A 16,390-nucleotide genomic window follows, 5' to 3' on the forward strand; every position below is an offset into this window, starting at 1 on the left:
GACGAGGGAATGGCTATGTCGAGAGACAGTGAAGAACGGGCGGAGCGGGCACGCGCCGCGATCGCCGAGAAGCCCGACGGCGTCGTCGAGGCTATGGCTGCGCAAGCGAACGTGACGCCGGCGGAGATCCTGGCGATCCTGCCCGCCGGGGCGGCGGTGCTCGCTCCTGGCGAACGCTTCCTGACGATCTGGCAGGACATGGCCGGTTGGGGCGATGTCCTCCTGATTGTCCACACCGACGATATCGTGCTCGAGGTGGAGGGGGCGCTGCCCGAGGGCAGCGAGGGCCATGGATGGTTCAACATCCACGGCGACAGCCCGATCGGTGGCCATATCCGCAAGGATCGGTGCGTCTCGATCGCCTTCGTCGACCGTGGCTTCCATGGCCGGCGCTCGTGCTCGGTCTGGTTCATGAACGCCGATGGACGCGCCATGTTCAAGGTCTTCGTGCGGCGCGACGAGGAAAGGGCGCTGCTTGCCGATCAGTTGCAGCGTTTCGAGGCCTTGCGCGCGAAGATGGCCGAGGCCTGACCAACCATGAGCGGGGCACAGGATGCCGGTGCCTCGGCTTCGGGCGTTCTTTCTTTTGGCCAAAACAGTGACTATGGTCCGCGCAGAATCCAGATCAGCGCAAGGACCGAACTTGTCCCGCATCCACCGCCTTTCTCTTATCGTCATTGCCATGGTGCTCGCCCTCCAGCCGCTGGGGGGCGCCGATGGTGTCACGCCGGCCGTCGCGCAGGAAATCGCGCCGGCGCGCGACAAGATCGTCGGGCACGCTCTGGAACAGATATCCGAGGCGGAAAAGCAGATCGAGGCGCTGCAGTCGCAAGTGGAGGCCAACAAGAGCGACGACGCGGCGCTGGTCGACATCAAGGTCAAGGCGGACGAGATCATCCGGCAATTGTTGAAGATCTCGGTCGAGCTTCGCCCGCGCTTCAACGACGTCAAGGCCCGGCTGGCGCAGCTCGGCGAGAAACCGGCCGAGGGCGAGCCAGCGGAGGCGCCGGCGGTCACCGAGGAGCGCACGCGACTGAATGCGGCGCGTCTGGAGATCAATACGCTGACCGGGCGGGCGGAGGATCTGTCGATCCGGGCCTCCAACCTTTCCGACAGCATAACCGACCTCAGACGCGAATTGTTCACCGACCGGCTGTTCGAGCATACCGAAATTTCCGGCGACGTGGTCGATGACGCGCTCAATGCCTTTTCGGCGGAGTTCAACGACTTCCAGCGTACCGTCAGCAGCTGGTTCTCCTTCATCTGGAAATACAAGCGGGTGCCGCTCGGCACGGCCGTCACCCTGTCGCTGGCCATGGCGCTGGTGCTGCTCGCCGGCGAATACCGACTGTTCGGCTCGCTCATCCGCCGGGATCCAACGGTCAGCAAGCCTGCCTATATGAGCCGGTTCTCGGTGGCTTTCTGGTCGACGATCCTGCCGGCACTGGCGCTCGCGGCCTTTCTTGTCAGCAGCTTCTTCTTCCTCGATACCTTCAACGTGTTGCGACCGGACATCGCGCCGATCGCAGCCGCATTGTTCGGCTTTGCCGGGCTCGTCTTCTTCGTCGCCATGCTGGCGCGGGCGGTGCTGGCACCAAAGGCGCCGAGCTGGCGGCTCGTCAGGCTGTCCGACAAGGGGGCGCGTGACCTGAATTTCGCTGTGTTGTCGATGGCGGTGGTCAATGGTTCGGACTACGTGCTCGGCGCGATCAGCGAGACCTTGAGTTCTCCGGTGGTGCTGACCGTGATGAAGAGTTTTCTCTCCTCGGTCGTGGTCGGGCTCATCGTTGTTGTCGTCTCCTTCCTGCGTCCGATGGTCGCCCAGAGCGGCGATCCTTCGGAGCGGGGCCGCGCCTGGCCCAAGGCCGTCGCCTTGCCGTTGCGCATTATCGGCATCGGCCTCATCCTGCTCAGTGCGATCGGCTATGTCGGACTATCGCGCTTCCTCGCCACACAGATGGTGCTGACCGGCGCGGTCGTGGCGACGATGTATATCGGCATTCTTTCCGGCAAGGCGATTTCGGCGCCGAACCAGTTCGGCGAGACGCGGGTCGGCCGATACCTCCAGCAGCGCTTTGCGCTCAAACCGGTCGGCCTTGACCAGGCGGGTATCGCCGCCGGCTTGCTGATCTACGTGTTCGCGCTGTCGATCGGCATCCCGCTGATCCTGATCTCCTGGGGTTTCCAGCCGCGCGACCTGCAGATCTGGCTGATCAACATCTTCACCGAGATCAACATCGGCTCGATCCGCATCTCGATCTTCGGCATCCTCGGCGGGGTCCTGCTGTTCGCTCTCGGTCTGGTCGCCACGCGCTGGCTGCAGAAGTGGCTCGACGGCAATGTCATGGCGCGTTCGCAGGTCGATGCCGGCGTTCGCAATTCGATCAAGACGGGGGTAGGTTATCTGGGCACCGGTCTTGCCGGGCTGATCGGCATTTCCGCGGCGGGGATCGACCTGTCGAGCCTTGCGCTGGTCGCCGGCGCGCTGTCGCTGGGCATCGGTTTCGGCCTGCAGAACATCGTGTCCAACTTCGTGTCCGGCCTCATCCTGCTCGCCGAACGGCCGTTCAAGGTCGGCGACTGGGTGGCGACCGGAACGACGGAGGGTTTCGTGCGTCGCATTTCGGTGCGCGCCACCGAAATCGAGACGTTCCAGCGCCAGTCGATCATCGTGCCCAACTCGGAACTGATCAACGCTCCGGTCGGCAACTGGACGCATCGCAACAAGCTCGGCCGTATCGAGATCCCGGTCAGCGTTTCCTATGAGGCGGACCCGCGCCGGGTGATGGACCTGCTGATGGAAATCGCGCTCGCCCATCCCGGCTTGCTGCGCAATCCGGAGCCGGTGGTGATGTTCAACGGCTTCGGCGCATCTTCGCTTGATTTCGAACTGCGCGGCTTCATTGGCGACGTTCTGGGCGGACTGCCGATCAAGAATGAGCTTCGCGTGACCATCCTGGAGCGTTTCCGCGCGGAGAAGATCCAGATGCCCTATCCGCATCAGGAGGTGCACCTGCATCTCGACGAGGCGGATCGGCGGATCTTCGCCGGTCGCGGGAAGGGCCGTCCGGGAGAGACGGGCGATTTGCGCGAACCGCCGGATGATGACAAGATCCTGCCATGAACGGTATGTTCAGCCGGCGTTCAGGGGCGGCGGTCTAGAAGAGGGCATGTCTGGTGCGGTCAAGATGACCGCGAAACGGACAAAACGAGAGGACGGCGCCTCGGCGCCGGATGAGCGATGAAAAAGTTCCTGGCTGGCTTTGTGATTTTCCTCGGCGCGGCGAGCGGTGCCTTGGCGGCCTCGGTCACCAATAGCGGCACGGCATCGATCGTGCTTCAGGTGGTCGAGGATGGCAATCGGAGCGAGGTCGCGATCGATGCCGGCGCTTCGGAAACGATTTGCCCGTCGGGCTGTTTCGTCACGCTTCCCAACGGAGACCGCCTCGGTCTCGAGGGTGGCGAGTCGGTCGAGATCAAGGACGGTTCGGCGACCGTCAAGTAGGCGGTCAGTCACCATCTCGTGGAAATTTGCAGATTGAGGCGCCCGGATTCGTTCCGGGCGTTTGTGTTTTCGTCAGCGGATCGCACGGGCGACAACACATTTGAAGTCCTTCAGGTCAAAATGCCGCGGGCGAAAGCCGTCCATGAACAGTCAAAGATCCAAAAGGGGCAGAATTGGTCGCCTTTCCTTCAGCATGAGTTAATCACGGCATGCTTCGATCTCGCCTGCTCGATTAACGGTTCTGCAAGTCCAAACGACTAATTTGCTTGCAGTTCTCTCAGGTTAAAGGCGTGTCATGGCTTTTCTAGGCATATCCGGAATGCAATATTCCGGAGAGACTTTTCCGGATGTTCGTATCATCGTTGCCGAGGATTCGAATGTCTTCACGTCCATGATCAGCACGCGCATGAAGGAGTTGTTCGGCATCGATGTCGAAATCTGCCGCACCTTCGAGGATCTTCAGGCCGCGAACGAGCTGTCTGACGAGGCCGTGACGCTGGCGATCTCCAATATCAACCTGCCGGGAGCGGAAAACGGCGAGGCGCTGGAATATCTGATCGACCTGAACATCCCGGTGATCGTGTTTACCGGCACCTTCCAGGAGCAGACCCGCGAGAAGCTGCTGTCGAAGGATATCGTCGACTATATCCTCAAGGACAATATCTTCGCGGTCGAGATGCTGGCGGAGTCGGTCTATCGGTTCCTGACCAATCATCGCCATCACGTGCTGATCGTCGACGATAGCCCGACGGCGCGGGCGCTGCTTTCAAGCCGCCTCAAACGGTATAATTTCCGCGTCAGCACCGCCGAAAGCGGCGCCAAGGCGCTTGAGATCCTGAAGGCCAGTCCGGATATCGGCCTCGTGGTCACCGATTATAATATGCCGGACATTGACGGCTTCGAGCTGACGCGGCGCATCCGTGGCGCCCGTGGCAGCCACGAGCTTCGGATCATCGGTGTGTCGTCCTCGACCAACCGGCTGTTGTCCGCGCGTTTCCTCAAGGTTGGCGGCAACGACTTCATGCTGCGCCCGTTCATCGATGAAGAATTCTACTGCCGGGTGAATCAGAACCTCGACACCCTGGTACAGATCCGAGCGGCGAACGCGCGCAAATAGCGCGTCCACGCACTCGTTGAGGACAGTTTGGAAGAATTGCCGATCCGAGGCGATGCCTCGGATCTGGGCACATGCCTGTAGATACCGATTGTTGCAGAACGACTGATTTTCAAAGGCGATTTAGAATGTCAAAGCCGAGCGAACTGTCCGCAGGGTCCGTGCCTGCTGCGCGCAAGCGTGCGCATGTGCTGGTAATCGAGGATTCCCGTACCTTCTCATCCTTGCTCTGCCATCGCTTTGAAAATGAGAACGGCTATCTGGTGACGCATTGTGCATCGACCAAGGCCCTGCGGGATGCGGCGGGCCGCGCGGACCAGCCGTTCGATGCGGCCGTCGTCGACCTTAACCTGCCGGATTCGCCCGACGGCCAGATTCTCGACGAGGTGGTCGCCATGGGCGTCCCGGCCGTCGTCTTCACCGCCGACTTCAACCGCCATATGCGCGAGCGTCTGGTCGAGCGCGGGGTCGCCGACTATGTCATCAAGAACAATGAGCGGGCCGTCGACATGGTCGTCTCGGCCGTTGCGCGCATCCTCGACAACCGGCACGTCCGGGTTCTGGTCGTCGATGACGTGGCATCGGCGCGCAAGATGCTGGTCGATCTGCTCAATGTCCAGCAGTTCCAGGTATTCGAGGCGACAACCGGCAGCGAGGCGCTCGACATGCTGGTGCGCCATCCCGGCATCGACATGGTGATCACCGACTACAACATGCCGGACATGGACGGCTATGAGCTGACCCGGCGGATCCGCCGCGAGCACGGTTCCGACCGGCTGCGGATCATCGGCATTTCCTCCTCGGCCGATCGCCTCTTGTCGGCAAGCTTCCTCAAGGCCGGGGCCAACGACTTCGTCTATCGCCCCTTCGTGGTCGAGGAATTGCAGTGCCGCATCGGCCACAATATCGAGACCTTGTCCCAGATCCGGCAGCTGAGGCTCGCCGCCTTCAGCGATTATCTGACCGGCTTGCGCAACCGACGCCATTTCTTCGACGAGGGACCCGCCAGGGTCGCGACCTGTCTCGAACGCGACGAGGCGTGCAGCATGGCGATGCTGGACATCGACCATTTCAAGCAGCTCAACGACAGCTACGGCCACGAAGTCGGTGACCGGGTTCTCAAGGCGGTCGCCGCTCGCCTCTCCGACCTCGTCGACAATACCGACCACCTTCTGGCGCGGCTGGGCGGCGAGGAGTTCGGCATATTGCTGTCGGGAATGGATTCGGAGGCGGCGAGCGCGTTTTGCGAGATCGTCCGCTCCAGCGTGGCGGAGTTGCGTGTGGCGCATGCCGATACCGACATATCCGTGACCGCGTCGATCGGTGTGGCGGAGGTGGCAGGGCTGGAGAATTTCAGCAACTACCTCAACGCGGCCGACCAGTTCCTCTATCTCGCCAAGCGCTACGGCCGCAACCGGGTCTATTCCGACAATACGCTGCTGAAGATGGCGATCGGCGGCTGACGGCGGCAGTGAACGCCGTCGGTAGGCAGGCATTCCGTTTTGGCGGCGGTTGACAGCGCGCTGGTAAATGGCGATCCGCTTCCTATATTGGCCTGACGTTCCTCATTCCACACGGAGTCTCCGGCCATGGCCCCGATCATTTCCGTGCGTTCCCTGTCCAAGACGTATGCCAATGGATTCAAGGCACTCGACAACGTCTCGCTCGATATCGAGGAGGGCGAGATTCTCGCCTTGCTCGGTCCGAACGGCGCGGGCAAGACGACGCTGATTTCCATCATCTGCGGCATTGCCAATCCGAGCGAGGGCTCGGTAACCGTCGACGGCTATGACGTGGTGCGCGACTTTCGCAAGACCCGCGGCCAGATCGGCCTGGTGCCGCAGGAGCTGACGACGGACATGTTCGAAACCGTCGTCAACACCGTCAGCTTCTCGCGCGGGCTGAACGGAAAGAAGCCCGCGCCCGAACACATCGACAAGCTGTTGCGCGAGCTGACGCTGTTCGAGAAGCGCAACAATGCGCTGCGTGAGCTTTCCGGCGGCATGAAGCGTCGCGTGCTGATCGCCAAGGCACTGTCGCACGAGCCGAGAATCCTGTTTCTCGACGAGCCGACGGCCGGCGTCGATGTCAGCCTGCGCAAGGATATGTGGCAATTGGTGAAGCGGCTGCGCGAAGGCGGCGTCACCATCATCCTCACCACCCACTATATCGAGGAAGCGCAGGAGATCGCCGACCGGATCGGCATCATCGACCGGGGCCGGCTGATGCTGGTCGAGGAGAAGGACACGCTGATGCGCAAGCTCGGCGGCAAGCATCTCAGCATCGAGTTGCGCGAGCCGATCAACGAGATTCCCGCCTCCCTTGCCACCTGGAACCTCCAGCTTTCGGAGAGGGGCGACGAACTGGTCTATGAGTATGACGATGAGACCAATCATGGCGGAATTGCGCGACTGCTGGCGGCGGTCGAGGCGGCGGGGATCGGTTTTGCCGACATCTCCACCCGGCAGACCTCGCTCGAAGACATTTTCGTATCGCTGATCGGAGACGGCAGATGAATTTCGAGGCGATCAAGGCAATCTATTATTACGAGATGGCGCGCACCCGGCGCACGCTTCTGCAGAGCGTGGTGTCGCCGGTGATCACCACGGCGCTCTACTTCATCGTCTTCGGCGCGGCGGTCGGATCGCGCATGGAGGCGGTGGAAGGGGTCGGCTATGGCGGCTTCATCACGCCCGGTCTGATCATGTTGACGCTGATCACCCAGTGCGTGTCGAACGGCTCGAGCGGCATCTATTTCCCGAAGTTTACCGGCACGATCTACGAGATCCTTTCAGCCCCGATCGCCATGAGCGAAATCCTCATCGGCTACGTCGGAGCGGCGGCGACCAAGGGGATGATCATCGGCCTGATCATCCTGGCGACCGCAGCGTTCTTCGTCGACCTGCGCATCGATCACCCGGTCCTGATGATCCTCTTCATGCTGCTTACGTCGATCGCCTTCAGCCTGGCCGGCTTCATCATCGGCATCTGGGCGAAGAATTTCGAACAGCTGAGCATGGTGCCCATGCTGGTCGTTCCGCCGCTCACCTTTCTCGGCGGGACATTCTATTCGATCGATGTCCTGCCGCCCTTCTGGCAGGCGGTCAGTCATTTCAATCCGGTGCTCTATCTGGTGAGCGGCTTTCGCTGGAGCTTCTTCGAAGTCTCGGACGTGCATCCGCTGATCAGCCTGGCGATGATCGGCGTCTTTCTTGCGGTATGCCTCGGCTTTCTCGCCTGGGTGTTCCGCACCGGCTTCAAGCTGCGCGCCTGAGCGCGCGTGTCGCCAGCCTCAGTCGCGCAGGCGCAGTTCGTCGCTCTGCATCTGCAGGGAGCCGAGTGTCGACAGGAAGCTCATGCCGAGCAGGCTCTGGTCGAGCTGGCCTTCTTCTATCACGACCCCCTGAATGTCTTCGCGCAGGATGGGGCCGAGCGAGACCTGCCTGAGGCGGGCCGGCGCAGCCATGGCCCGGCCGTTGGCCGTCATGATCGTCTGGGTGAAGGACAAGTCGGCGGGATCGATGCCGATCCGGATGGCATCGCGGTAGCTCAAGGCCACGGAACTCGCACCCGTGTCGATCAGCACCGACACGGGCACGCCATTGATGGCGACAGAGGTCTCGAAATGGCCGCCGAGCGATTTGTGCAGCACGACTTCGGCGGTTCCCTCGCTGGTCGCGACAACGACGGCGCGACCGGGAACGAGGCCTGCGAGAAGACGGTCACCGACAGCCTGCAGCTCGAAGCGATAGAGATAGCCGGTGACCAGCGTGAGCCCGATCAGCAGCCAGATGGCGAACTGTCGTGCGCTCTGGCCGAGCGAGCGCCGGGATGCGACGAGCCCGACCGACAGCAGCGCGGCAAAGGGCAGCAGCCGGATGGCATCGCCGAAATCCTCGTTGGCCATGCCGAAGCTCTGGCCGCTGTCGTGGTTGACGACGAGCACGGCGAGGCCGAATGCGAGAATGGCGAGGGCGAGGATCAGCCGCATCAGCTTGTCTCGCGCTCCCGCGCCATCCTCGTGCGGCGGGTCTCGCGGCGCGGCTTGCGCTCGACGGTCTTAAGGCGCGCCGGCAGGCTTGCCATGATCGTCCGGCGCTCGGCGTCGCTATAGACCGTCCAACTGCCGATCTCGTCGCCGGTGCGGCCGCAGCCGAAGCAATAGCCGGTCTTCATGTCGATCGAGCAGACGAGGATGCAGGGTGTTTCCATCGGGCGGCCTTGATTTCGGATCCGGTTTATATCGGGTGCTCAGCTGGCCATGGCAAGGGCCGCAAGCGCGGCGATCTCGGTCACCTGCTGGGTGGCGCCGATGGTGTCGCCGGTGTGGCCCGACAGGACGCGGCGGATCCTGGCGGTAAAGGCGGCGGCGGCAAGGGCCGCGACAAGCACGGCGAGGAAATAGGCAAACAGCGAAGCCGCCGGCACCAGCAGGGCCGCCGAGAGAATCACTCCGGAAGACAGCGCCAGGTTGAGCGCAGACTTCAAGGGCGCGCCGACGGCCACCGCCAGACCATTGCTGCGCGCCGGCGGCAGGGCCGACCAGTGCCACACCATCAGCGCCCGGCTGAGGGCAGCGGTGGCGGGCAGGCACATGGCGGCCCCGAGTGGTCCGAGATGCGTGGCGAGTTCGGCAATCGCTGCAGCGCGCAGGCCAAAGGCGATGAGCAGGGCGACCGCGCCATGCGAGCCGATCCGGCTGTCCTTCATGATCGCCAGCGCATGGTCGCGGTCGCGTCCACCGCCCAGGCCATCGGCCGTGTCCGAGAGTCCGTCCTCATGCAACGCGCCGGTGACGAGCGCCTGGACGGCAAGGGCTGCGAAGGCGGCGAGCAGCGGCGTCGCGTTCAACACCAGCATTACGAACAGCGTCGTGGCGGCGGGAAGGGACACAAGCAGGCCGGCCAGCGGGAAGGCGCGAACGCCGCGCGACAGGCTGCCGTCATGGCCGTCGAATACGCTTGCCGGGACGGTGATGCGGCTGAGGAAGGACACCGCCCGGGCGGTGTCGGTCAGATAATCGCGCCAATCCATGGGATCGGATCACTCCATTTCAAAGACGACGGCACGCACCGTTTTTCGGCTTGTTGCGACAAGGCGCGGTCCGTATTAGAGGAGCCAACAAAGAACCGATTTGGAAGCAGATTACAAGGAAGCCTTGCTCATGAGCGTGACCGGCCTGCCATTCGACGATTTCCGTGCCCTGCTACGCGACCTGCCCGGGCCGGACACGGCGGCGCTGGTTGCGGCGCGCGACCGCGACCGGCAGCTTACGAAGCCCGCCGGATCGCTCGGCCGGCTCGAGGAAATCGCCATGTGGCTCGCCGCCTGGACCGGCCGTGCCCCGGCCGTGACGCGTCCGCTGGTGGCGATCTTTGCCGGCAATCACGGCGTCACCAAGCACGGCATCACGCCCTATCCGCCCTCGGTGACGCAGCAGATGGTCGAGAATTTTGCCGCCGGTGGGGCGGCGATCAACCAGATCTGCGTGACCTATGATCTCGGCCTGAAGATCTTCGACCTGGCGCTCGACTATCCGACCGGCGACATCACCTGCGAGCCGGCGCTTTCCGAGCGCGACTGCGCCGCCACCATGGCTTTCGGCATGGAGGCGATCGCCGGCGGCACCGATCTTCTGTGCATCGGCGAGATGGGCATCGGCAACACGACGATCGCGGCGGCGATCAATCTGGCGCTCTACGGTGGTACGCCTGAGGAATGGGTCGGGCCGGGTACCGGATCGGAAGGCGAGGTGCTGAAGCGCAAGATCGAAGCGGTGAAGACCGCGGTCGAATTCCACAAGGATCATCTCGGCGATCCGCTGGAGATCCTGCGGCGCCTCGGCGGGCGCGAGATCGCCGCCATGGCCGGCGCCATCCTCGCCTGCCGGATGCAGAAGATCCCGGTCCTGATCGACGGCTATGTCGCGACCTCGGCGGCGGCCATCCTCAAGGCCGCCAATCCGTCTGCGCTCGATCATTGCCTGATCGGCCATGTGTCGGGCGAGCCGGGCCATCTGAAGGCGATCGAGAAGCTTGGCAAAACGCCGCTTCTGGCGCTCGGCATGCGGCTCGGGGAGGGCACCGGGGCTGCGCTCGCCGCCGGCATCGTGAAGGCCGCCGCCGCCTGCCATTCCGGCATGGCGACTTTCGAGGCTGCCGGGGTGGCGACGCCAAATGGCTGACGACGCACGTAGAAATTCAGCGCCGGAGACCGGGCCCCCGGTCGAGAAGAAGACGGGTATTGCCCATTTCTTCGCAGCCGGCCGATATTCCCTGCAGGGATTCCGCCGGCTCGTCGGCGAGGCGGCGTTCCGCCACGAACTTCTGGCGCTCGCCATCGGTCTCGCCTTGTTCACCTTCGTCGGCGCGTCGGTCGGCGAATTCGTCACCTTCATCATCCTGATGCTGGTGCTGTTCTGCGTCGAGGCCGTCAACACGGCGATCGAGGAATTGGTGGACCGCATTTCACCGGAAATCTCGACCGTCGGCCGCAACGCCAAGGATCTCGGCTCGTTTGCCGTCTTCTGCCTGCTGGTCGCGAACGGCCTCTATGTCGGCTACGTGGTGTTCTTCTAGAAGCCTGAAGCGGTTCCTGGCGGGATCATATCCTAGAAACGAACCTTGGCCACGACCGCGCGGTGATCCGATGGCCATGGGGTGACGACGATATCGGCCTCCGGCCTCTTTTCGCCGACCACCGATACGCTCAGCGTCTCCAGCGTGGCGCTACGGCCGAACACGTAGTCGATGCGGTCGTGGTGGTCGTCCTTGTCGGTCGGCTCGGATGTCGGCGTCCAGGTGAAGGCGGGCTTGGCCACTTCGTCGGGATAGGCGGCGCGCAGCAGGTCCGTCATGCCGGCTTGCTGCTCGATCCTGAGCGCCGAGGGATACTTCACCGCCATCGGCTGGTGGCTGGCCTTGACGGCCGCGTCGGTCCAGTCGCGGTAGGACGGCTCGTTGAGGTCGCCGAACAGGAAGACGGCGTCCGCTGTCTCGGCCTGCTTCATATCCTTCATCAGCAGATCGAGCGCCGGGCCGCGGGCCTTGGCGGCCGCCGCCACGGCTTCGTCGGCGGTCTTCAGGTACGGCGCCGGACCGTAGTCGATGCCGAGCAGCTGATAGGGCTGGTAGGGGAAGTCGGTGAGGTGGATGTTGAAGGCGTAGACCTTGCGGCCGTTGACGTCGATCTCGGCGCCGAGATCGTTGTCGGTCGGCTTGCCGATCGGGTAGCGGCTGAGGATCGCGTTGGCCCAGAGGGCCGGATTGCTCTTGGCCTGCTCGTAGTAGTGGAAGCCCAGCGCCTCGGCGAGTTTCCTGGCGACGCTCGGCCCCGTCGGTACGCAATCGTCGGCATCGCAGACATCGGGTTCCGGCTTGGTCTCCTGGATGCCGATGATGTCGGCGCCGGCGGCGCGGATCACGGCAGCCGTTTCGGATACGTCCTTCTCTTCGTTCGCGCCGCCGCCCCAGATGTTGAAGCTCATGACCGTGAGCTCGCTCGGCGTTTCGGCGGACATGGCCGGTGCGCCAACAAGCGCCGCCGACAGGAGAATTGCACGCGGCAGCTTGGTCATGGAGGTCTCCCGAATCCGTCGATTTTCGCCGAAGATAGGCGGGATCGATGACAGACGCACGAAAGAAAAAGAGCGAACAGGGCGTGTGCCCGTGCACTGCCGGCCTGTCAGGCGAACTGGCGTTTGCGCGGCTCTACCGCCTGGGTCTCGGTTACGGCCGGCAGGCTCTCCAGCACGCGCCGGGCCGGCAGGATGGCGATCACCTCGGTGCCTTCGCGCAGCTTCGATTTCAGCTTGAACTCGCCGCCATGCTTGGCGAGGATCGCCTGGACGATCGGCAGGCCGAGGCCTGTGCCCTGTTCGGCGCTCTTGATGGCGATGGAACCCTGGCCGAAGGCGGACAGCACGACCGGGATCTCGTTTTCCGGAATACCCGGACCGTTGTCGCGAATGGAGACATACTGGCCACCGCCAACGGTCCAGCCGGCCTTGACATGGATCTCGCCACCCTGCGGCGTGAACTTGACCGCATTGGACAGCAGGTTGAGCACGACCTGGCGCATGGCCTTCTCGTCCGCCCATACCGCCGGCAGGTCGGGCTCGAACTGCTCGTCGATGGTGATGTTCTTGGCCCGGGCGCGCAATTGCACCATGCCGACGCAATCCTCGGCGAGGTCGAGCAGGGACACCACTTCCTCGTTCAGTTCATACTTGCCGGCCTCGATGCGCGACAGGTCGAGGATTTCGTTGATGAGGTCGAGCAGGTGCTGGCCCGAACGATGAATATCGCCGGAATATTCCTTGTAAAGCGGATTGTTGAGGGGGCCGAGCACCTCTGTAGCCATGACCTCGGAGAAACCGAGGATGGCATTGAGCGGGGTTCGCAGTTCGTGCGACATCGAGGCGAGGAAGCGCGACTTGGCAAGGTTGGCCTCCTCGGCGCGGCGACGGGCCTCGTCGGAGAGCGATTTGGCGACTTCGAGCTCGGCGATCAGGTCGTCCTTCTCGGTCTGGTAGGACAAAAGCTTGAGATTGGCCTGGTGCAGGCGGCTGGTGATGTAGATGAAGAAGACGAGCGCCGTGGTGAAGAGCGCGGTCACGCCGATGTCGAGCGAATGGCGCGTGGTGGCCGCGACATAGACGAGAGCGCCGACCGTGGGCAGGAAGCCGAACAGCACCGCCTGACGCAGCAGCATGTTCGACATGGCCGTGACCGAGAGCACGATCAGCAGGGCGGCGCCCTTGTAAAGCACGAAGGTGTCGCCACCGCAGCTGGCGCAGGATTGCATCGAAAACAGCGCCCAGCACACGCCCATGCCGGCCTGTCCGATCAGAAGGAGGCGGCGCCATTTGACAATGCTGGTGGTCGACAGGTCCTCGTTCGATGCCCGCTTGACAAGGATGATGTTGAGGGCATGGACGGTGAGCGTCGCCAGCGTCCAGAGGAAAAGCGTCGGGTCGGGATTGATATAGGCGCCGAATCCGCTGACCATCAGGATGATGATCGGCAGCACGGCGGCCCCTTGCAGCGAAGCACCGACATGCATGGCGAGCAGTTCGCTCTCGAACAGCATCGATCCCGACTGGCTGGACTGCAAGCGTTCGCGCGTCGTGCGGACCGCCTTCGCCACGGCCTTGTTGCGATGGCCGCGCGAGAGGTCGACGATGTTCTTGTCTGTCGAGGTCGGGACGCCTTTACTCATATTGCCGATGGTCACTTGTCGCGGATCAGGCGAGACTAGCGGGCATTTCTTAAGAAGATGCTGTCGAAAAGGATTTGTTTGCCATGATCGCCAAGGTTTCATTGTTGAAATGGGCCGAAATGTGAAGATCGGTGGACGGGTCCTGCGCGATGTGGTCGTCGGCGTTTCGATGCTGGTGCTCGGCCTCCTGATCGCCGCCAAGCTGGAGCAGGACAACAGGCGCATGCTCGCCGGCCGGTTCGTCGTCGTCGATGGCGATACGCTGCTGCTCAAGGGCGAGCGCCTTCGGCTGGAGGGGATCGATGCGCCGGAGCTTGATCAGGTCTGCAGCCTTGGCGAGCGCGCTATCCCTTGCGGCAAGGCTGCCCGGCGACGGCTGGCGCTCTGGACGGAGGAAGCGGCGTTTTCATGCGGCGGCGGCGAACGCGACCGTTATGGTCGACTGCTCGTACGCTGCAGCGTCGGCGATGCCGACGTCAATGCGGCAATGGTTCGGGACGGACATGCCGTGGCCTACGGCGACTACGGCGGCGAGGAGGCTGCGGCGAAACATCAGCGGGTGGGCCTGTGGGCCGGCGAGTTCCAGCGGCCCGACGACTGGAGGCGTGAACATCAGCCTTCGGAAGCAACGGAGGCAGGCGAGGTGGAACCGATCGCCCGGTTTTGGGCTTTCCTCCGAGGCTTGCTTGGTGTCAATTGAGGTTCAATCGCGGGAGGTATCATGAAGCTTTATGACGGCGGGCGGGCGCCCAATCCACGACGGGTGACGGTGTTCCTCAAGGAGAAGGGCATCGAGGTCGAGACGGTCGCGGTCGACATGGGCGCGTTCGGGCACAAGTCGGACGAGATCACGGCGAAGAACCCGCTGCAGCGTCTGCCGATCCTCGAGCTCGACGATGGGACGGTGCTGTGCGAGTCGGTTGCCATCTGCCGCTATTTCGAGGAGCTCCATCCGGAACCGCCACTGTTTGGCATCGATGCCAAGGACAAGGCGCTTGTCGAGATGTGGAGCCGGCGCGTCGAGCTGATGTTCCTCGCCTCTGTTGCTGCCGCCTTTCGCCACCTGCACCCGGCCATGGCTGGGTGGGAAGTGCCGCAGGTGCCGGCCTGGGGCGAGGCCAACAAGCCGAAGGTGCTCGACTTCCTGCGCTTCCTCGATGGCGAACTGGCAAGCCGCGAATTCATCGCCGGACCGCGCTTCACGATCGCCGACATCACCGCGATGATCGCCTTTGAGTTCATGAAGCCGGCGAAGATCACCTGTCCCGAGGACCTGACCCATGTCTGGCGCTGGTTCAGGGCCGTGCATCAGCGGCCGAGCGCGGCGCTCTGAGCGGTCGGGTCATGGAAGAGCAGGCAGGCGAGGGCAGGGACGAGGCCTTGGATGCGCTGAGGCGCGCCATTGCCGCTTGCCGTATCTGCCGCGAATGTCCGGCCGGCGGCCTGCAAAATCGCCTGCCGCACGAGCCGCGCCCCGTCGCGATCATTTCGTCGCGCGCCCGTATCCTGATTGCCGGCCAGGCGCCGGGGCTCAAGGTTCACGAGACCGGCCTGCCGTTCAACGATGCTTCGGGCGACCGGTTGCGGCAGTGGCTCGGGGTCGATCGCGACACCTTCTACGATCGCGACCGTTTCGCCATCGCGCCGATGGGCTTCTGCTTTCCCGGCTACAATGCCAATGGCCACGACCTGCCGCCGCGGCGCGAATGCGCGCCGCAATGGCGCCAGACGGTGGTGGCGGCCATGCCGCAGATCGAGCTGGTGCTGGCGATCGGACAATATGCGCAAGCCTGGCATCTGGGCACCCGCCGGCGAAAGACGATGACGGAGACCGTCGAGCATTGGCGCGACTACTGGCAGGGGAATGTCGAGGGGCCGAAGGTGCTGCCGCTGCCGCATCCGAGCTGGCGCAACACCGGCTGGCTCAAGCGCCATGCCTGGTTCGAGGCGGAGGTCTTGCCGGTGCTGAAAACCGAGGTGGAAAGGTTGATCGGCTGAAACGATTTTCTTTGCTTTAATAAAATGCGAGCTATATCGAGAAAATTATTCGAAAGGCTTTGGCATGGACCGACTCGACCGAAAAATTCTGCGCATCCTCCAGGAAGACTCGACGCTGGCCGTCGCCGATCTGGCCAAGAAGGTCGGCCTCTCGACGACACCGTGCTGGCGGCGCATCCAGAAGATGGAGGAAGACGGCATCATCCGTCGCCGCGTCGCGCTGCTCGACCCGGTCAAGGTCAATACCAAGGTCACGGTGTTCGTGTCGATCCGCACGTCCAGCCATTCGATCGAATGGCTGAAGCGCTTCTCCGAAGTCGTGGCGGAATTCCCGGAAGTGGTCGAATTCTATCGCATGAGCGGCGACGTCGACTACCTGCTGCGCGTCGTCGTGCCGGACATCGCCGCCTATGACGCCTTCTACAAGCGAATGATCGCCAAGATCGAGATCCGCGACGTTTCCTCGGCCTTTGCCATGGAGCAGATCAAGTATACGACGGAACTGCCGCTCGACTACATGCTGCTCGACAACCAGAAGAACTCCGAGGACTAAG

The 16,390-nt window shown here is 63.2% G+C and carries 18 protein-coding genes; 13 read left to right on the forward strand and 5 right to left on the reverse strand.

Annotated features, from left to right (window positions below; all coding sequences use genetic code 11):
* The first annotated feature begins 9 nt into the window (after positions 1 to 9).
* From hutX to DYZ14_RS09785, 7 genes are all read left to right on the forward strand, one after another.
* Positions 10 to 531, forward strand: coding sequence for a heme utilization cystosolic carrier protein HutX (gene hutX / locus DYZ14_RS09755; protein WP_154720499.1), 522 nt, complete (start codon positions 10 to 12; stop codon positions 529 to 531).
* 112 nt (positions 532 to 643) lie between these two features.
* Positions 644 to 3,124 carry a mechanosensitive ion channel family protein gene (locus tag DYZ14_RS09760; protein WP_232365493.1) on the forward strand — a complete coding sequence of 827 codons (2,481 nt, stop codon included), beginning with the start codon at positions 644 to 646 and terminating at the stop codon, positions 3,122 to 3,124.
* A gap of 117 nt (positions 3,125 to 3,241) precedes the next feature.
* Entirely contained in the window at positions 3,242 to 3,505 is a 264-nt protein-coding gene (locus DYZ14_RS09765; protein ID WP_154720501.1) for a hypothetical protein, read from the forward strand.
* 295 nt (positions 3,506 to 3,800) lie between these two features.
* Positions 3,801 to 4,622, forward strand: coding sequence for a response regulator (locus DYZ14_RS09770; RefSeq protein WP_115669225.1), 822 nt, complete (start codon positions 3,801 to 3,803; stop codon positions 4,620 to 4,622).
* 125 nt (positions 4,623 to 4,747) lie between these two features.
* Positions 4,748 to 6,082 carry a diguanylate cyclase domain-containing protein gene (locus tag DYZ14_RS09775; RefSeq protein WP_154720502.1) on the forward strand — a complete coding sequence of 445 codons (1,335 nt, stop codon included), beginning with the start codon at positions 4,748 to 4,750 and terminating at the stop codon, positions 6,080 to 6,082.
* A 126-nt stretch (positions 6,083 to 6,208) separates the two neighbouring features.
* On the forward strand, positions 6,209 to 7,135 hold the full coding sequence (locus DYZ14_RS09780) for an ABC transporter ATP-binding protein (protein ID WP_154720503.1): 927 nt from the start codon (positions 6,209 to 6,211) through the stop codon (positions 7,133 to 7,135).
* Positions 7,132 to 7,893, forward strand: coding sequence for an ABC transporter permease (locus DYZ14_RS09785; RefSeq protein ID WP_154720504.1), 762 nt, complete (start codon positions 7,132 to 7,134; stop codon positions 7,891 to 7,893). Before DYZ14_RS09780 ends, DYZ14_RS09785 begins: the two co-directional genes overlap by 4 nt.
* An 18-nt stretch (positions 7,894 to 7,911) precedes the next feature.
* On the opposite strand, the gene DYZ14_RS09790 is transcribed toward DYZ14_RS09785, so the two are convergent.
* The 3 genes from DYZ14_RS09790 to DYZ14_RS09800 are packed head-to-tail and all read right to left on the reverse strand — an operon-like array spanning position 7,912 to position 9,653.
* Entirely contained in the window at positions 7,912 to 8,613 is a 702-nt protein-coding gene (locus DYZ14_RS09790) for a retropepsin-like aspartic protease family protein (RefSeq protein ID WP_195949913.1), read from the reverse strand.
* Positions 8,610 to 8,831 carry a DUF1289 domain-containing protein gene (locus tag DYZ14_RS09795; protein ID WP_154720506.1) on the reverse strand — a complete coding sequence of 74 codons (222 nt, stop codon included), beginning with the start codon at positions 8,829 to 8,831 and terminating at the stop codon, positions 8,610 to 8,612. The genes DYZ14_RS09790 and DYZ14_RS09795 overlap by 4 nt, the downstream gene beginning before the upstream one ends.
* Positions 8,832 to 8,870: 39 nt before the next feature.
* The gene (locus DYZ14_RS09800; protein WP_154720507.1) at positions 8,871 to 9,653 is read right to left on the reverse strand and encodes an adenosylcobinamide-GDP ribazoletransferase; all 783 of its coding nucleotides are present in this window, start codon (positions 9,651 to 9,653) and stop codon (positions 8,871 to 8,873) included.
* A gap of 130 nt (positions 9,654 to 9,783) precedes the next feature.
* Here DYZ14_RS09800 and cobT point away from each other — a divergent pair, with 130 nt between their 5' ends.
* Together cobT and DYZ14_RS09810 are read left to right on the forward strand one after the other, a co-directional pair.
* A complete protein-coding gene (gene cobT, locus DYZ14_RS09805) occupies positions 9,784 to 10,803 on the forward strand; it encodes a nicotinate-nucleotide--dimethylbenzimidazole phosphoribosyltransferase (RefSeq protein ID WP_154720508.1) in 1,020 nt (339 codons plus the stop codon).
* Entirely contained in the window at positions 10,796 to 11,197 is a 402-nt protein-coding gene (locus DYZ14_RS09810; RefSeq protein ID WP_154720509.1) for a diacylglycerol kinase, read from the forward strand. The genes cobT and DYZ14_RS09810 overlap by 8 nt, the downstream gene beginning before the upstream one ends.
* Before the next feature lie 32 nt (positions 11,198 to 11,229).
* Here DYZ14_RS09810 and DYZ14_RS09815 read toward each other — a convergent pair whose 3' ends face one another.
* Positions 11,230 to 12,195 carry an endonuclease/exonuclease/phosphatase family protein gene (locus DYZ14_RS09815; protein WP_154720510.1) on the reverse strand — a complete coding sequence of 322 codons (966 nt, stop codon included), beginning with the start codon at positions 12,193 to 12,195 and terminating at the stop codon, positions 11,230 to 11,232.
* 107 nt (positions 12,196 to 12,302) lie between these two features.
* Positions 12,303 to 13,838: a sensor histidine kinase gene (locus DYZ14_RS09820; protein WP_154720511.1), complete on the reverse strand. Its 1,536-nt coding sequence runs from the start codon at positions 13,836 to 13,838 to the stop codon at positions 12,303 to 12,305.
* Between DYZ14_RS09820 and DYZ14_RS09825 the strand changes: the two genes are divergently transcribed.
* The 4 genes from DYZ14_RS09825 (at position 13,801) to DYZ14_RS09840 (ending at position 16,389) form a co-directional block, all read left to right on the forward strand.
* Positions 13,801 to 14,538 (forward strand): thermonuclease family protein, encoded by a 738-nt coding sequence (locus DYZ14_RS09825; protein WP_232365494.1) that lies wholly within the window; start codon positions 13,801 to 13,803, stop codon positions 14,536 to 14,538. The two genes, DYZ14_RS09820 and DYZ14_RS09825, sit on opposite strands and share 38 nt — an antisense overlap.
* Before the next feature lie 21 nt (positions 14,539 to 14,559).
* Positions 14,560 to 15,171 (forward strand): glutathione S-transferase, encoded by a 612-nt coding sequence (locus tag DYZ14_RS09830; RefSeq protein WP_154720512.1) that lies wholly within the window; start codon positions 14,560 to 14,562, stop codon positions 15,169 to 15,171.
* 11 nt (positions 15,172 to 15,182) lie between these two features.
* The gene (locus tag DYZ14_RS09835; protein WP_154720513.1) at positions 15,183 to 15,836 is read left to right on the forward strand and encodes a uracil-DNA glycosylase family protein; all 654 of its coding nucleotides are present in this window, start codon (positions 15,183 to 15,185) and stop codon (positions 15,834 to 15,836) included.
* 64 nt (positions 15,837 to 15,900) lie between these two features.
* Complete coding sequence (locus tag DYZ14_RS09840) at positions 15,901 to 16,389, forward strand: Lrp/AsnC family transcriptional regulator (RefSeq protein ID WP_115669237.1); 489 nt, start codon at positions 15,901 to 15,903, stop codon at positions 16,387 to 16,389.
* The last annotated feature ends 1 nt before the right edge of the window (position 16,390 follow it).

This window comes from Ciceribacter sp. T2.26MG-112.2 (assembly GCF_900492205.1).
Lineage (GTDB): Bacteria > Pseudomonadota > Alphaproteobacteria > Rhizobiales > Rhizobiaceae > Allorhizobium > Allorhizobium naphthalenivorans_A.

What these genes read in the sequence shown, in the direction of transcription:
- hutX (WP_154720499.1), top strand. Translation starts at nt 10, where the DNA reads ATGGCTATGTCGAGAGACAGTGAAGAACGGGCGGAGCGGGCACGCGCC.
- cobT (WP_154720508.1), top strand. Translation starts at nt 9,784, where the DNA reads ATGAGCGTGACCGGCCTGCCATTCGACGATTTCCGTGCCCTGCTACGC.
- DYZ14_RS09765 (WP_154720501.1), top strand. Translation starts at nt 3,242, where the DNA reads ATGAAAAAGTTCCTGGCTGGCTTTGTGATTTTCCTCGGCGCGGCGAGC.
- DYZ14_RS09770 (WP_115669225.1), top strand. Translation starts at nt 3,801, where the DNA reads ATGGCTTTTCTAGGCATATCCGGAATGCAATATTCCGGAGAGACTTTT.
- DYZ14_RS09800 (WP_154720507.1), bottom strand. Translation starts at nt 9,653, where the DNA reads ATGGATTGGCGCGATTATCTGACCGACACCGCCCGGGCGGTGTCCTTC.
- DYZ14_RS09820 (WP_154720511.1), bottom strand. Translation starts at nt 13,838, where the DNA reads ATGAGTAAAGGCGTCCCGACCTCGACAGACAAGAACATCGTCGACCTC.
- DYZ14_RS09775 (WP_154720502.1), top strand. Translation starts at nt 4,748, where the DNA reads ATGTCAAAGCCGAGCGAACTGTCCGCAGGGTCCGTGCCTGCTGCGCGC.
- DYZ14_RS09795 (WP_154720506.1), bottom strand. Translation starts at nt 8,831, where the DNA reads ATGGAAACACCCTGCATCCTCGTCTGCTCGATCGACATGAAGACCGGC.
- DYZ14_RS09840 (WP_115669237.1), top strand. Translation starts at nt 15,901, where the DNA reads ATGGACCGACTCGACCGAAAAATTCTGCGCATCCTCCAGGAAGACTCG.
- DYZ14_RS09785 (WP_154720504.1), top strand. Translation starts at nt 7,132, where the DNA reads ATGAATTTCGAGGCGATCAAGGCAATCTATTATTACGAGATGGCGCGC.
- DYZ14_RS09815 (WP_154720510.1), bottom strand. Translation starts at nt 12,195, where the DNA reads ATGACCAAGCTGCCGCGTGCAATTCTCCTGTCGGCGGCGCTTGTTGGC.
- DYZ14_RS09825 (WP_232365494.1), top strand. Translation starts at nt 13,801, where the DNA reads ATGTTCTTGTCTGTCGAGGTCGGGACGCCTTTACTCATATTGCCGATG.
- DYZ14_RS09810 (WP_154720509.1), top strand. Translation starts at nt 10,796, where the DNA reads ATGGCTGACGACGCACGTAGAAATTCAGCGCCGGAGACCGGGCCCCCG.
- DYZ14_RS09780 (WP_154720503.1), top strand. Translation starts at nt 6,209, where the DNA reads ATGGCCCCGATCATTTCCGTGCGTTCCCTGTCCAAGACGTATGCCAAT.
- DYZ14_RS09835 (WP_154720513.1), top strand. Translation starts at nt 15,183, where the DNA reads ATGGAAGAGCAGGCAGGCGAGGGCAGGGACGAGGCCTTGGATGCGCTG.
- DYZ14_RS09830 (WP_154720512.1), top strand. Translation starts at nt 14,560, where the DNA reads ATGAAGCTTTATGACGGCGGGCGGGCGCCCAATCCACGACGGGTGACG.